The 13601-nt window shown below is 63.6% G+C and carries 8 protein-coding genes and 7 pseudogenes; 6 read left to right on the top strand and 9 right to left on the bottom strand.

Translation table 11 applies throughout. From position 1 onward, the window contains the following. The first annotated feature begins 9 nt into the window (after nt 1-9). The 3 genes and pseudogenes from xylB to ACF0H6_RS11125 all read left to right on the top strand — a co-directional run bounded on the left by xylB (nt 10) and on the right by ACF0H6_RS11125 (nt 2574). A pseudogene (gene xylB, locus ACF0H6_RS11135) lies at nt 10-1513 on the top strand (xylulokinase). A 233-nt stretch (nt 1514-1746) separates the two neighbouring features. Beyond that, nucleotides 1747-1893: pseudogene (locus tag ACF0H6_RS11130) on the top strand (Gfo/Idh/MocA family protein); the annotation flags it as partial. A gap of 57 nt (nt 1894-1950) precedes the next feature. After that, nucleotides 1951-2574, top strand: coding sequence for a Gfo/Idh/MocA family protein (locus tag ACF0H6_RS11125; protein WP_395249935.1), 624 nt, complete (start codon nt 1951-1953; stop codon nt 2572-2574). Nucleotides 2575-2622: 48 nt separating this feature from the next. Here the strand turns inward: ACF0H6_RS11125 and ACF0H6_RS11120 are convergent, their stop codons facing one another. After that, nucleotides 2623-2892, bottom strand: coding sequence for a type II toxin-antitoxin system RelE/ParE family toxin (locus ACF0H6_RS11120; RefSeq protein ID WP_395249646.1), 270 nt, complete (start codon nt 2890-2892; stop codon nt 2623-2625). Then, a complete protein-coding gene (locus ACF0H6_RS11115) occupies nt 2889-3149 on the bottom strand; it encodes a type II toxin-antitoxin system Phd/YefM family antitoxin (protein WP_395249645.1) in 261 nt (86 codons plus the stop codon). Before ACF0H6_RS11115 ends, ACF0H6_RS11120 begins: the two co-directional genes overlap by 4 nt. A gap of 88 nt (nt 3150-3237) precedes the next feature. Between ACF0H6_RS11115 and ACF0H6_RS11110 the strand changes: the two genes are divergently transcribed. Together ACF0H6_RS11110 and ACF0H6_RS11105 are read left to right on the top strand one after the other, a co-directional pair. Next, on the top strand, nt 3238-3567 hold the full coding sequence (locus ACF0H6_RS11110; protein WP_395249644.1) for a hypothetical protein: 330 nt from the start codon (nt 3238-3240) through the stop codon (nt 3565-3567). Between the two features lie 156 nt (nt 3568-3723). Beyond that, nucleotides 3724-4938 carry an ROK family protein gene (locus ACF0H6_RS11105; RefSeq protein WP_395249643.1) on the top strand — a complete coding sequence of 405 codons (1215 nt, stop codon included), beginning with the start codon at nt 3724-3726 and terminating at the stop codon, nt 4936-4938. Here ACF0H6_RS11105 and ACF0H6_RS11100 read toward each other — a convergent pair. From ACF0H6_RS11100 to ACF0H6_RS11070, 7 genes and pseudogenes are all read right to left on the bottom strand, one after another. Next, nucleotides 4920-6043: pseudogene (locus ACF0H6_RS11100) on the bottom strand (Gfo/Idh/MocA family protein). The gene ACF0H6_RS11105 and the pseudogene ACF0H6_RS11100 overlap by 19 nt on opposite strands. Beyond that, a complete protein-coding gene (locus tag ACF0H6_RS11095) occupies nt 6028-6726 on the bottom strand; it encodes a ThuA domain-containing protein (RefSeq protein WP_395249642.1) in 699 nt (232 codons plus the stop codon). Before ACF0H6_RS11095 ends, ACF0H6_RS11100 begins: the two are co-directional and overlap by 16 nt. 47 nt (nt 6727-6773) lie before the next feature. After that, nucleotides 6774-7778: a sugar phosphate isomerase/epimerase family protein gene (locus ACF0H6_RS11090; protein WP_395249641.1), complete on the bottom strand. Its 1005-nt coding sequence runs from the start codon at nt 7776-7778 to the stop codon at nt 6774-6776. A 12-nt stretch (nt 7779-7790) separates the two neighbouring features. Next, a pseudogene (locus ACF0H6_RS11085) lies at nt 7791-8985 on the bottom strand (Gfo/Idh/MocA family protein). Nucleotides 8986-9019: 34 nt separating this feature from the next. Continuing rightward, a pseudogene (locus ACF0H6_RS11080) lies at nt 9020-9944 on the bottom strand (carbohydrate ABC transporter permease). Continuing rightward, nucleotides 9944-10845, bottom strand: a pseudogene (locus ACF0H6_RS11075) (carbohydrate ABC transporter permease). The pseudogenes ACF0H6_RS11080 and ACF0H6_RS11075 overlap by 1 nt, the downstream one beginning before the upstream one ends. Nucleotides 10846-10904: 59 nt before the next feature. Next, on the bottom strand, nt 10905-12167 hold the full coding sequence (locus ACF0H6_RS11070) for an ABC transporter substrate-binding protein (protein ID WP_395249640.1): 1263 nt from the start codon (nt 12165-12167) through the stop codon (nt 10905-10907). 297 nt (nt 12168-12464) lie between these two features. Between ACF0H6_RS11070 and ACF0H6_RS11065 the strand changes: the two are divergent. Beyond that, nucleotides 12465-13509, top strand: a pseudogene (locus ACF0H6_RS11065) (LacI family DNA-binding transcriptional regulator). Nucleotides 13510-13601: the final 92 nt, after the last annotated feature.

Genomic DNA, 13601 nt, shown 5'->3' with positions numbered 1-13601 from the left:
GCTGCTTCCTTGAACCTTGTTGCCGGGGTTGATTCATCTACTCAAAGCTGCAAAGTGGTGGTCCTGGACGCCCAAAGCGGTGCGCTCATCCGCTCGGGCCGGGCGAGCCACCCGGATGGAACGGAAGTCCATCCGGACGAGTGGTGGCGGGCGCTGTCCCAAGCGTTCGACGACGCCGGTGGCCTAGCCGACGTCAGTGCACTGTCCGTGGCGGGCCAGCAGCACGGCATGGTGCTGCTGGATCGCGACGGCAATGTGGTGCGGCCGGCGTTGCTGTGGAACGACACGCGCTCCGCCGGATCCGCGGAAGACCTCACCGCAGAAGTAGGAGCAGAGGATTTCGCCCGGCGGACGGGGCTGGTGCCAGTGGCCTCGTTTACCATCACGAAAATCCGCTGGATCAGGGACCACGAACCCCAAAGCATGGCCCGGGTGGCCGCCGTCGCGCTCCCCCACGACTGGCTCACGTGGCGTCTGCGCGGTTACGGTCCAGCTGGCTCCAGCCCATTGGGGCCGGACCTGGACGAACTCATCACTGACCGCTCGGATGCGAGCGGCACCGGCTACTGGAGCCCGCTGACTGGACGCTACGATCTGGACTTGTTCAAACTGGCATTCGGCCAGGACGCGCGGGAAGCCTCGGGCGGGGCAGCGACGGCGGCGCCTGGCGTCGTTCTTCTTCCCCGCGTGCCTGGGCCCGGGCGAAACCGCAGGCCGCGTGCACCCGGCGTGTTTCGAGGGCCTTGGCGCAAGTGAGGGCGTCGAAGGCGGAATCGTGCTCGGTGTCGGGGCGGGCGACAATGCCGCGGCGGCACTGGGCCTCGGGGCCAAGCCCGGCGACGTCGTCGTCTCGGTGGGTACCAGCGGTACGGTTTTCGCCGTCGATTCCTCCCCGGGGAACGACGCAAGCGGGACCGTGGCGGGCTTCGCGGACGCCGGCGGGGAGTACCTGCCGATCGCCGTGACGTTGAACGCCGCCCGCGTGCTCAGCTCCGTCGCGGCCGTGCTCGACGTCGACTACGACGGGCTTTCCCGGCTCGCCCTCGAGGCCGAGCCGGGATCGGGAGGTGTGGTGCTGGTGCCGTATTTCGAAGGGGAGCGGACTCCTAACCTGCCCCGCGCGAAGGCTAGTTTCCACGGCCTCAGCATTGCCTCCACCACCCGGCCGAATATCGCCCGAGCGGCCATTGAAGGCATGCTGTGCGGGCTAGCTGGAGGACTCGATGTCCTGCGCGCCCAGGGCGTCTGTGCCGAACGGTTGTTGCTGATCGGCGGAGCCGTGCAGAATCCTGCCGTGCAACGGATTGCAGCCCAGGTGTTCAACCTTCCGGTGGTGGTTCCGAGCCCTGGTGAATACGTGGCCCGTGGCGCGGCCGTCCAGGCGGCGTGGGCGCTCGCCAAGCACCGCCCGGACTGGTCCGTGGCCCTGGACGCCACGCCCGAGCCGGATTTCCATGCCTCGATTGGGCAGAACTATAGGAAGGTCAGTGCCCGCGTTGACTCCGGCAACTGAACCGCTTCTCGTCAAGACGCCGCTTTTTGATTCCGTGAACCAGGACCCGGCGCCCGCATCGGGCAATCCCGTCCGGTGGGGAGTCATTTCCACCGGACAGATCGCCTCCACCGTCGTCCAGGACCTCGCCCTGCTGCACGATGCCGTCCTGCAGTCCGTGAGTTCCCGGAACCAGCGAAAACGCGAAGGCGTTTGCCGCCGAGCACGGTTTCCAGAGCGCCTACGGCGACGACGACGGGCTTCAGGGGTACCAGCGGCTGCTCCAGGATCCTGCGGTAGACGTCGTCTACGTGGCAACGCCGCACACGAGCCACTATGCGGTGACGAAGGCAGCCCTCGAAGCCGGGAAGCACGTGTTGTGCGAGAAACCGCTGACCATCAATGGCCGGGAAGCGGCCGAATTGGTCCGGCTGGCGAAGGATAGAAGCCTTTTCCTGATGGAGGCAGTGTGGACCCGGTTCCTGCCCAGCGTGCAGCGGGCGGCGGAAATCATCGCATCCGGCGAACTCGGCGAGATTTGGTGGCTGCAAGCTGACCTCGGATTTCCGGCGCCCGATCGGCCCGATTCCCGGTTGTGGCGGCGGGAAGACGGGGGAGGCGCCTTGATGGACGTGGGTGTTTATCCCCTGACGTGGGCGCTGATTTGCCTAGGACGCCCGGACTCGTTGACGGCCACGGCGCATCTCACCGATGGCGGAGTGGATTCCGAGACCGCACTGACCCTGTCCTATTCCTCCGGGGCGCAGGTCCAGGCCATGACCTCGTTGACTGCGGCAACATCACAAACGGCCACCGTATGCGGCGCGAAGGGGATGCTGCGCTGCAACGCCCCGCTGTTCAATCCAAGCGAGCTGACCATCACCTCGAGCTCCGCCGAGCAACGGGTGGAGAATTTCGCCCCGGTCGGCCGTGGGTACACATACCAGTTGCGCGAAGTGATCCGCTGCCTGCAGCAGGGCCTCCTCGAGAGCCCCACGATGCCGTTGGCAGATACGTTGACCACCATGTCCCTGCTGGATCAAGCACGCAGTCAAGCGGGAATCAGCTACCCGGGGGACTAAGGACGGCGGGGCCAGCACCTCGGCAAGTGACAACTGAGCCCAAGGCTGTCAGTCGCCGTAGACCACTGAGCGATGCCCCATCGCAACGGCGACGATCACGAGCTGAGCGTCCTGAATCTCCACGATCACGCGGTAATCGCCCACCCGGTAACGCCAGAACCCGGTCATGTTTGCCGTTAGCGCCTTCCCCCGGCTCCTCGGGTCAAGCAGGGTGCACACCTCATCCAGGTACGTGAAAACGCGGCGCAGCACGGCCCGGTCGATCTTTCGGGCGGTCTTGTCGAAGTCTGCAGAGGTGTGCAGGCTCCACTGCCTCAAATGCCAAGCTCTTTCCTCAGCTCACCGGCCGGGCGCGAGGGCCGACCGGCCTCAACCCAGGCGGTGACTGCGGCGATGTCCTGAGCCGTCTCGTACGCTTCCAGCGCCTCGGCATCGCCAACGCTGATCACGACGGCGGCCAAGCGGCCGTTGCGGGTCACGCCGATGCGCTCTCCGCCGTAGCTCACCCGCCCCACCACGTCAGCCAGGTGGTTTCGGAGCTCCCGGGTGCTTACTTCACTGGTCACGGTTTCCATACCAATCATGGTACACACGAAGCGTACTTAGTTCCCATTGTGTACACGTGCGGTTTCCGCGCGCGCCAGAAGCCGTTGGTTCAATGCTGTGCCGTTCCCTTGGGTCTCGAGGTGCGTCCGGAGCACCGCGGGGGATCGATCTCCGTGGGGATCTCCCCCGGAGCGCGTTGTCGAACTCTTCGCCAAAGAAGTCGCTGTTATAACCCTCTTCCCGTACCTGCGGGAAGCCCTCGCGACTATTACGCCCAAGGTTTTCGGAACACCGATCACACTGCCGGTCGCACAGCGTGGTCAGATCGGCTTTGAAGTCACTCCAGCCGAGCAGTTCCTGCAGAGGCATGTACAGACGGGGACGACGGCGACAGTCGAGCTTCCGGGGGCGTCCCCAGCGGGCTGGGCCCCGGCAAACACCACCTAACCGCTCCGGTTAAGTGAGCACTCCTGCGCCGGGGCCGCCCGGTTCCGGCGCAGGAGTGGTGCCGGACGGCGCGGCACGGTCCAAATACCCAGCAATCTCGGATCCCGGAATGATGATGATGTAAGTCACGCAGTCAAACAGGATCCTGGAGGAAACATGTCCGCCACGCCGTCGCCCGGGAGGGTGGGCGATGTCCGCAGGCAGAATCTGGCACTGGTGCTCGCCGGGATTCAGAGGAATGGTGGGGCCACGCGCGCCCAGCTTGCAGCGGAAAGCGGTCTGACGAAGGCTTCCGTTTCAAGCATCGTCGCCGATTTGCTCGAATCCGGCCTGGTGCGGGAAACATATGTCACCCGCGATGGCGAACGCGGACGGCCCGGAACCGGCCTTGTCCTCAATCCGGCCCGCGGCGCCTTGGCCGTGGAAATCAATGTGGACTACCTCGCGGTGGGAGTCTTGGATTTCGCAGGGGAACTGACCTTCCACGAAACGCTTGAACGGCACAACCGAGGAAGCAAGCCGGCAGACATCCTGCCGCTCCTTGTCGCCATGGCGCAGCGGGCGGCAACCGAAGCAATCGCAGCAGGCGTCGAACTTCTTGGCGGGGAATTGACGGTGCCGGGGCTGGTGGATACGGAACGCAATGTGGTGGTGGCCGCACCAAACCTGGGCTGGGCCGACGTCGAGCTCTCCGAAGAGTTGCCCAAGATCCTGCCAGACGCCCCGTTCGGAGTCTCCCTCGCGAACGAGGCCAAGAGCGCCGCGCTCGCAGAACTTTGGTTTGGCCAGGGCGCAGATCACGGCACAAGCGAACGGTTCCGGGACTTCCTGTACATTTCCGGCGAAGTGGGTGTCGGTGGCGGGCTGGTCATAGAGTCCCGGCTCTTCGCTGGCCCGCAAGGTCACGCCGGTGAGATCGGGCACGTGGTGGTGCATCCCGACGGTCCGTTGTGCGCATGCGGCGGCCACGGTTGCCTTGAGACGTTTGCGGGGCAGGACGCTATATATTCCGCTGCGGGAATAGATCCGGATTCGACCTCCCAGCAAATGGACCAGCTGCTCAGCCGCGTTGCCGAGGGCGATGAGCGCGCGGTTTCAGCGGTGGAACAGGCCGGACGCTACCTCGGAATCGCGGTGGCCTCCACGGCGCGGGTGGCGAACATTTCCGCCGTGGTGCTCGGCGGTCATTTCGCCGTACTGGAGGAGTGGATCGCCCCCGCGCTGCGCCGGAGCTTGAACCGCCACGCACCTGGACTGATCCCGCAAGGAAACGTGGCGTTCTCCGGACTGGGGCAGACGGGAACCCTCAGGGGTGCAGCAGCCACCTCAGTCCGGAGAATTTTGAGCCGGGCCTACGAGCTGATTCCCTGAACTTCCGCAAGCGGGGCCGCCAACGCGGTCAGCTCCACGAGGTCCGGCCGTGCAACCGTGCTTTCGATCGACACCGCTGAGCCACTATGGGCCGACGCCAGCACCGATTCCATGACCTCCAGCGCGTGGAACGCCAGTTGCCCGCCCGCTCGCGGCTCGGCGCCGGCCGGAGTCGCCGCGAGGTCGGCGATGCCGAAGCCCCGGCCCGAATCGACATAGCCGGCCGAGACCGGAAGGGTCTGCCAGGAGTCGGCGCCGAGCGTGAAGAGCTCCACGTCGCCGTCGAAGTGGTTCGGATCGGGGACCACCAGTGATCCTGCCGCGCCGTGGATCTCGATGTTGGCCGACTTGGTCTTCACCGCGTCGAAGCTCATCACAAGGGTGGACAGGGCGCCGGAGGCGTGGACCAGAATCCCGGTCACGTGCGAATCGATGGTCACCGGAATCACGTCGCCCTCGCGCGGTCCTGAACCAATGGTGCGCGTGTCCCGTGTGTGGCTTGCGGCTCCAATGACCGAGACCACCGGGCCCAGCAACGTGACCAGGGCGCTCACATAGTAGGGGCCCATGTCCAGCGAGCGGTCCGCCGCCGGGCTGGTAGTAGAAGTCCGGGTTGGGGTGCCACCGCTCATGTCCCGGTGTCACCATGGTCGCCGTGGCCGAGATCGGCGCCCCGATCAGGCCGTCGTCGATGGCTTTGCGTGCGGTCTGGATTCCGGTGCCGAGCACCGTATCCGGAGCGCAGCCGACCACGACGCCGGCCTCCCGCGCCGCGTGGAGTACTTGCCGCGCCTCGGCAGTTGTCGCAGCGAGCGGCTTCTCCCCATAAACACTTTTGCCGGCGGCGATCGCCTTCAAAGCGATCGGCGCATGCGCGGCGGGAATCGTGAGGTTGAGGACGACTTCGACGTCGTCTGCCGCCAGGAAGCTCGTCGACGGTCACCGCACGGACGCCGTCGTAAGAATCCGCGACCGCCTGGGCGCGCGCCGGATCGAGATCGGCGACGGCTACCAGGTCAATCGCTTCCAGCCTCCGGAAGTTGGTGAGATACTGGGCGATAATGGCGCCGCAACCAATGATTCCAACTCTTATCGGCTTGCCCACAGCATGCCCCTTTCAATGATCGTGCGGACGTTGCTGTCCTGGAGGATTTCCACGCGGTGGCCCGGGGTGCAGACGAAGATCCTGCCTTCGGCCCATTGCCGGGTCCAGATGGCGGGGGAGGTGACCTCCCGGTTCCACTGGTCCCAGTCCCTGACCTTTTGCGTGGTTGTGGCGAGGACGTCGATGTAGTCGTCCGAGAGCACCCAGTACTGTTCGGTGACCAGCTCGAAGTCGCTGATGCCCTGCGTGATGGGGTGGCTTGCGGCAGCCGGGAGCATGTTCACTGTGTATGGCACGTAGTTGTCGGACTGCTCGCCGATCCGTTTGTCCGGATGTCTGCCCGGGTGGCAGGCGAATTGGCCGCCGATCATGTGCAGGTAGTCCGAGTTGTTCCGGTAGGAATCGGCGATGCCGCCGTGCCAGCCGGCAAGTCCTGTGCCGTTTTCGACGGCTGCGCGGAGCCCCTCGAATTCATCCTTCTCGATGGTGGACATGGTCATGCACTGCACGATCAAGTCCACCCCGGACATATATGCCGAATCGGCATATACTTTGGGGGATTCCTCCACCCGGACGTCATAGCCGTTGTCCTTGAGGAACGGGATAAAGAGTTCCGTGGCTTCGAATGGCTGGTGGCCATCCCAGCCGCCACGGACCACCAGGGCGGTCTTCTTGTCAGTCATGGTTTCCTTTGCTTAGAAATACGGCCGGACAGCCGAAAACGAAATGATCAGCGGCTTGAGAAAGCGACGTCGAAAGCGGCGATGGGCGGCGCGATCGCGGCGAGTTCCCGGACCATGGCCAAGGATTGCGGCGCCCCCACGAGCCGGTCCATGCCCGCGTCCTCCCACTCGACGCTCGTGGGCCCCTCGTAGCCGATGGCATTGAGGGTGCGGAAGATCGGCTCCCACTTCACGTCGCCGTGCCCTGCGGTGACGAAGTCCCAGCCCCGCCGCGGATCTGCCCACGGCAGGTGTGATCCGAGCCGGCCATTGCGGCCATTGAGCTGGCGGATGGATTCCTTCACGTGCACATGGAAGATCTTCGGTGCGAAATCCTGGAGGAACATCACCGGATCAAGGTCCTGCCAGATGAAATGCGATGGATCGAAGTTCAGCCCGAAGCTTTCCCGATGCCCCACGGACTCCAGGGCACGCTTCGCGGTCCAGTAGTCGTAGGCGATCTCGGAGGGATGGACTTCCAGGGCGAAGCGGACCCCCACTTCGTCGAACACGTCGAGGATCGGGTTCCAGCGGTCCGCGAAATCCTGGTAGCCGCGCTCGATCATCGACTCCGAGGCGGGCGGGAACATGGCCACGGCCTTCCAGATGGAAGAGCCGGTAAACCCGGTCACCGTGCGAACGCCGAGCCTCGCCGCAGCCCGCGCCGTGTCCTTCATTGCCTCGGCAGCGCGTTGGCGGACTCCTTCAGGATCACCATTGCCCCAGACCTCATCGGAGAGGATGTCCCGGTGGCGTTCATCGATGGGATCGTCACAGACCGCTTGGCCGGTGAGGTGGTTGGCGATGGCGAAGACTTTGAGGCCGTTCTTCTCAAGGATGTCGAGGCGTTCCTGGACATAGCTGTCGTCCACGGAAGCGCGGTAGGGGTCCAGGTGATCGCCCCAGCAGGCGATTTCCAACCCGTCGAAGCCCCATTCGCCCGCGAGCCGGGCGACCTCTTCGAAGGGCAGGTCGGCCCATTGGCCGGTGAACAGTGTGATGGGTCTTGTCATCGGGGTTCCCTCCTAGACTTTCTGCCAGCGGCTGGACTCAGCGGCGCTGCTTTCGACGGCTTCCAGCACCTTTTGCACTTGCAAGGCATCGGCGAACGACGGCGAGGGCTGCTCGCCTGCCCCGATCGCGGTCACGAGGTCTACCACTTGGTGCGTGAAGCCGTGTTCGTACCCGAGGCCGTGCCCGGTGGGCCACCAGTTGCCGGCGTACGGGTGTTCGGGTTCGGTGACGAAGATCCGGCGGAATCCGGCGTCAGGGGATTCTGCGGCGTCGTAGAAGGACAGGACGTTCATCTCTTCGAAATCGAACGCCAGGGATGCCTTGGTGCCGTTGACTTCCAGTCGCATGGCGTTCTTCCGTCCCAGCGCGAGGCGGGTCGCTTCGAACACCCCGAGGGCGCCCGCTGAAGTAGTGCCGCCGTCGAACCTTGCGCTGAAAATAGCGGCGTCATCCACGGTGACCGCGCCGCGGGGCGCATCCGCCCCGACGTCGCCATGACCGCCGAGCCCAACGAGGTCTCCGGCCAACGGTCGCTCGTGGACGAAAGTTTCCAGGAAGCGCGGAAACGCCCGTGATCTGCTGCCCGGTGACCCACTGCGCGGCGTCGATGCTGTGCGCTCCGATGTCACCCAAGGAGCCCGATCCGGACTTGGACTTGTCCAGCCGCCACGTCATGGGGGCATTTTCGTCGCTGAGCCAGTCCTGCAGATACTGTGCACGCACGTGCCGGATGGTTCCCAGGCGGCCCTGTTCGACCATCCGCTTGGCCAGCGCCAACGCGGGGGTGCGGCGGTAGCTGAAGCCGCACATCGAGAACACGCCGCGTTGAGCTGCGGCCTGGGCGGCTTCGGTCATACGCTCCGCCTCCGCCACGGAATTGGCGAGGGGTTTCTCGCAAAGCACGTGCTTGCCGGCTTCGAGGGCTGCGATCGCGATCTCGGCGTGTGTGTTGCCCGGGGTGCAGATGTCGATCAGGTCGATGTCGTCCCGTTCGAGGAGCCGACGCCAATCAGTCTCCACCGATCCCCAGCCGAGCTTGCCCGCGGCGGCGCGGACGCCGTCGTTGTTCCGGCCGCAAAGCGCGGTGAGCTGGGGGTCCAGCGGGAGATCGAAGAACCGCGGCGCTGTCCGCCAGGCGTGGGAGTGGGCGGCACCCATGAACGCGTAGCCGACCATACCGACGCGCAAGGGCTTTGCGGTAGTCATTATGTTCCTTTCGTGAATTTCAAAAGAGTGTTGGCTATTTGCTGAATCCAGCGGTCAGCCCGCTGAGCAGCTGGCGGCGGGCCACCACATAGATGACCAGCAGCGGCAAGGTGGCGAGGACCACTGAAGCCAGCACGGCAGGGATGTTCACGCTGAATTCGCCCTGAAAGGTCCACAAGGACAGCGGAAGCACGCGGGTTGACGGGCTCTGGGTCAGGATCAGCGGGAACAAGAAGCCGTTCCAGACTCCGAGCGCGTTGTAAATGCCCACGGTCACGACCGCGGGCCGCGTCATGGGCAGCGCGAGTCGCCACATCATCGCCCAGTCCGAGCATCCGTCGAGCCGCATGGACTCGAACAACTCGTTGGGAACATCGCGCATGAAGTTGCTCAGGATGAGCACGGAAATGGGAATCGCGAACGCGATGGAGGGGAGGATCAACGCCAACAACGTGTCATAGAGATGCGCCTTGGTGATCATCCAATAGATGGGGATGATCGTGGCGTGCAATGGAATCGCCAGGCCCAGGAGGAACGTGTTGTTCGTCCACGTCAAGAATCGGCCCTTGCCACGGACAATCGCGTAAGCGGCCATGAAGGACACCAGGAAGCGCCGGTACAACGCTGCCTACTGTGACGATCAGGCTGTTGAAGAAGTACATGGCGAAGTCGTTGTCCAGGACCAGCTTGTAGTTGTCGAGGGTCGGCTCAGTGGGCGGCATCATCGGGTTCGAGGTGAAGAACCCGGCTTGGTTCTTCAGGCTGGTCACCACCACGTAGTAGATGGGGACGATGATGATCGCCAGCCAGAGCCAACCGCCCAGGCCACCCAGATAGTTGCGTCGGGACCTCCCGGGCCCCTTGGCTCTTTTTGTTTGTTGGCCATGGTTGTGGCCTTGCTTGTTGCTTAGCCCGGTGCGCCTTGCCGGCGGTGCAGGAACCTGGGTTGTGGAAGCCATCAGGCACCTTCCAATTGGCTTGCGTTGCGGTTCTTGCCACCGAGTCTTTGCAGGATCAGGGCGAGTGCAAGGCCAATCACCACGAGGATGACGCCCAATGCGCTGGCTGCTCCCATGTCGTTGGCCTTGAAGCCGGTCAGGTACATGTGCAGCGGTAACAGCCGTGTGGAGTAGCCGGGTCCTCCCCCTGTGAGGACGAAGACGAGGTCGAAGTAGGCCAGTGAGCCGACCACCATGAGGGTGGAGGACGTGATGATGGTGTACTTCAACTGGGGCAAGGTGATGGCGAAGAACTGCTGGACGCGCCCGGCGCCATCGATTTGGGCCGCTTCATATAGGGACGCCGGGATCTGGCGTACGCCGCCTTGGTAGATGAGCGTGTGAAACGGGACGAACTGCCACGCGATGACGAAGACGACGACGAAAAGCACCAGGTCCGAGTTGCCGAGCCAGTCCTGGGCGAGGAACGGAAGCCCCAGGCCCGGCCCAGGCCGAAGTTCGGGTCAAGCAGCGCCTTGAACGCAATGGCGACGGCGGCAGAGGAAAGCAGCAGCGGCACGAAGTAAAGGACGGCGAGGGCCGCGCGGTATTTCTGGGATGCGGACGTGAAGACTCCGAGGAGCAGGCTGATGGGAGCCTGGACGATGAAGGAGAAGAACATGATCTTCGCGGTGACCCACAGCGCATTGCCGGTGACGGGATCAGTGAGGACCGTGCTCCAGCTCGACAAACCGTCGAGTTTGATTTCGCCCAGCCCGTCCCATTCGGTGAAGCTGAGGAAGAGTACGCCGAAGAGCGGGATGATGGCGAAGAGGAGGAAAAAGACGAGGGCTGGTGCGGCCAGCCACCCCGACGGGCCCTTTTCAAGGACCCGCCGGGAAGAACCGGTTGTGGTAGACACTGGTTACTTTCCGATCGTTGCGTTCATGGTTGAGACGAACTGATCGGGGCTGATCTTCTTCAGGAAGATCTGGTCCAGGTTCGCCAACATGGCGTCTCCCTGGCAGGGCTGAGGGCCTGGTCCCAGGAGAGCGTGAAGTTCGGTGCGTTCTTGGCCATCCCGTACACGTAGCTCAGGAAGTCCTTGTCCGGCGATGCGGCCAGCTTGCTTTCGATGCCCGTGGTCACGGGAACGGCGCCGGAGTCGATCAAGGTCTGCGTGTCGGCGTCGGTGAACATTCCGCTCTTGACGTAGTCGAGCGCTGCCTTCTTCTGGCTATCGGTGGCCTTGGAAGAGATCGACCAGAAGTTGGAAGGGTTGCCAACGATGTTGGCGGGATCGCCCTTGCCGCCGGAAACGGTGGGGAAAGTGACATATCCCAGCTTGCCGTTCTTGACGAAGTCCGCGGCGTCCTTCTTCATGCTCTGGTAGATCCAACCACCCTGCAGGATCATGGCGGCCTTGCCGGTGTAAAGGAGGGCCTGGTCCGCATTGCTGTCCGCCGCGATGGAGGAGAAACCGTTGGCGAATCCGCCGGCGTCCACCAGTTCCTGGATCTTGGTCAGTGCTTGGGCCACGGCGGGGTCGGACCAGGCGCCGGGCTTGTTGGCTGCGATGTTCGCGAAGACCTCGGGTCCGCCGATGCGCTCCACCAGGTATTCGAGCCACATCAAGTCAGGCCACTTGGACTGGCCACCCAGGGAGAACGGAGCGATGCCTGCAGCCTTGAACTTCGGCACGAGCGCCATGAGTTCATCCCATGTCTTGGGGGCCTGGGCGCCGATCTTGTCGAAGACGTCCCTGTTGACATAGAGGACTACCGGCTGCACGTTGTTGTTTGGCAACGCGTAGGTCTTGCCGTCGATGACGCCGTTCTTGAGCACGGACGGTAGGTAGCGGCTCTGGACGTCCGGGTTGTCCTTGACGAATTGTGAGAGGTCGGCGACCTGGCCGGCGTCGACGTAGGACTTCAGCACTCCGCCGCCCCAGCCGTAGATGAATGTGGGGCCCTGCCCGGCGCCGACGGCGGTGCGCACCTTGGTCTTGTACGCGTCGTTCGCGAAGAAGTCGAGCTTGACGGCCTCGTCCGGGTGGGCTTTGTTCCATGCATCGATGGACTTCTGGAGTACGGGCTGGTTACCGCCCGTAAGGCCCCACATGGTAGCCGAGTCGGCGTTGCCTGCCGAACTTGCCGGTCCGCTGGATCCGCAAGCTGCGAGGGAGATCGATACGGCCGCAGCAGTGACGGCGAGCGCTGCTGAACGCAACGTGAGTTTTACCATTTGCAATTCCATTCGTCCTCCGGGCTCGACGCTGATTGCCCGGCTATTGGTTCGGTTATCCCAACTGACTCGCAGTTGTTGTCGTTATCAGGGCTCAAAACGACAACAACCGCCAGTTAGAGTTTCGAAATGTTTCGATAATCTTTTCGGCCCGTTAGGCAAATTTAGCTGTGGCGTAGGTCACCGTCAAGGCAATTTCCGCATAAAGTTCAACTCTTTTACAAAATGAAAGTTGACTCTTCCCGCCTTGCCGCACAGACTTGTGTAAACGAAATATTTCGAAAGAGTTGAGGATCCATGCTCAGCAATGAACGTCCCGCCAAGGTGACATTGGCCGCCATTGCCCGGGAAGCAGGGGTCTCGATGCCTACAGTCTCGAAAGTCGTCAATGGGCGCGAGGATGTTGCTGCCGGTACGCGTGCCAAAGTCCTGACCGCGCTGGAGCGGACGGGATATAGATCGCCGCTTCAGCGAAAAAACATCGCCAGCCGCCCGCCAGTTGTGGAGGTTGTCTTCGACACCTTGAATTCGGCGTATGGAGTGGAAGTCCTCAACGGCGTGCTGGAGCACGCGGCCGCCTCCGACGTCGAAGTCCTGCTTAACATCACCGGCCAGCAATCGGCGTCGAGGTTGAGTCTCGAGCAGCGAGCGCAGCGAATCGTCGACGAAGGCCGCAGCGGTCTGATCGTGGTGACTTCTGCGTTCAGTTCGGCCCAGTTGGATCCATTTCGACGGCGGCAGGTACCTATCGTCGTCATCGACCCGCTCAACCCGCCGCCTGGCGACGTGGTCAGCGTCGGCGCCAGCAACTGGGCCGGGGGCAAGGCTGCCACGGCCCACCTGCTGGATCTAGGGCACCGCAGGATCGCCTTCATCGGTGGACCGGAAGCTGCCGAGTGCAACCAGGCCCGACTGCACGGCTACATGGCCGCGCTGATGGCGAAAGGAGTGCCCGTCGAGGAGCGCTACATCCTGTCAGGACCCTTCCGCTCCGAGAACGGTGTGGCCGGAATGAAAACCCTGCTTCAACTCGAAGAGCGCCCAACGGCAATCTTCGCCGCAAGCGACAGCATCGCCTTGGGCGTGCTCGCCGAGGCGCGTCGGCAAAAGATCCGCATCCCGGATGACATCAGCGTGGTGGGATTCGACGGAACCTACCAAGCGGAGGAATCGGTCCCTCCCCTGACCTCCGTATCTCAGCCACTCCAGGAGATGGGTCGCGCGGCCCTGCGATTCGTCCTGCGCCAAATGCGGGGTGACGCCCTGGAACTCGCGGCGGGTAGAGCTTGCTACTCACCTTGTGGTCCGCGAATCCACGGCGCCACCGGCCCCGCAACCTTAGTTTGGACGGCTGGGTTACGACGCCGGCCCGCCAGCTGGAAGAAGCAGTGTCCAGCGTGTCGGATTGGTTGGTAGTCACAGATCGGTGACCGC

Source organism: Arthrobacter sp. NA-172 (genome assembly GCF_043952055.1).
In the GTDB taxonomy this organism is placed as follows: Bacteria; Actinomycetota; Actinomycetes; order Actinomycetales; family Micrococcaceae; genus Arthrobacter.
The sequence above is the reverse complement of the archived record's forward strand: the minus strand, read 5'-3'. Positions and strand labels throughout refer to the sequence as shown.

Excerpts from the sequence above, each read along its gene's own strand:
- ACF0H6_RS11090 (WP_395249641.1), bottom strand. The coding sequence starts at position 7,778 with ATGACAAGACCCATCACACTGTTCACCGGCCAATGGGCCGACCTGCCC.
- ACF0H6_RS11115 (WP_395249645.1), bottom strand. The coding sequence starts at position 3,149 with ATGGAAACCGTGACCAGTGAAGTAAGCACCCGGGAGCTCCGAAACCAC.
- ACF0H6_RS11105 (WP_395249643.1), top strand. The coding sequence starts at position 3,724 with ATGTCCGCCACGCCGTCGCCCGGGAGGGTGGGCGATGTCCGCAGGCAG.
- ACF0H6_RS11070 (WP_395249640.1), bottom strand. The coding sequence starts at position 12,167 with ATGGTAAAACTCACGTTGCGTTCAGCAGCGCTCGCCGTCACTGCTGCG.
- ACF0H6_RS11095 (WP_395249642.1), bottom strand. The coding sequence starts at position 6,726 with ATGACTGACAAGAAGACCGCCCTGGTGGTCCGTGGCGGCTGGGATGGC.
- ACF0H6_RS11125 (WP_395249935.1), top strand. The coding sequence starts at position 1,951 with ATGGAGGCAGTGTGGACCCGGTTCCTGCCCAGCGTGCAGCGGGCGGCG.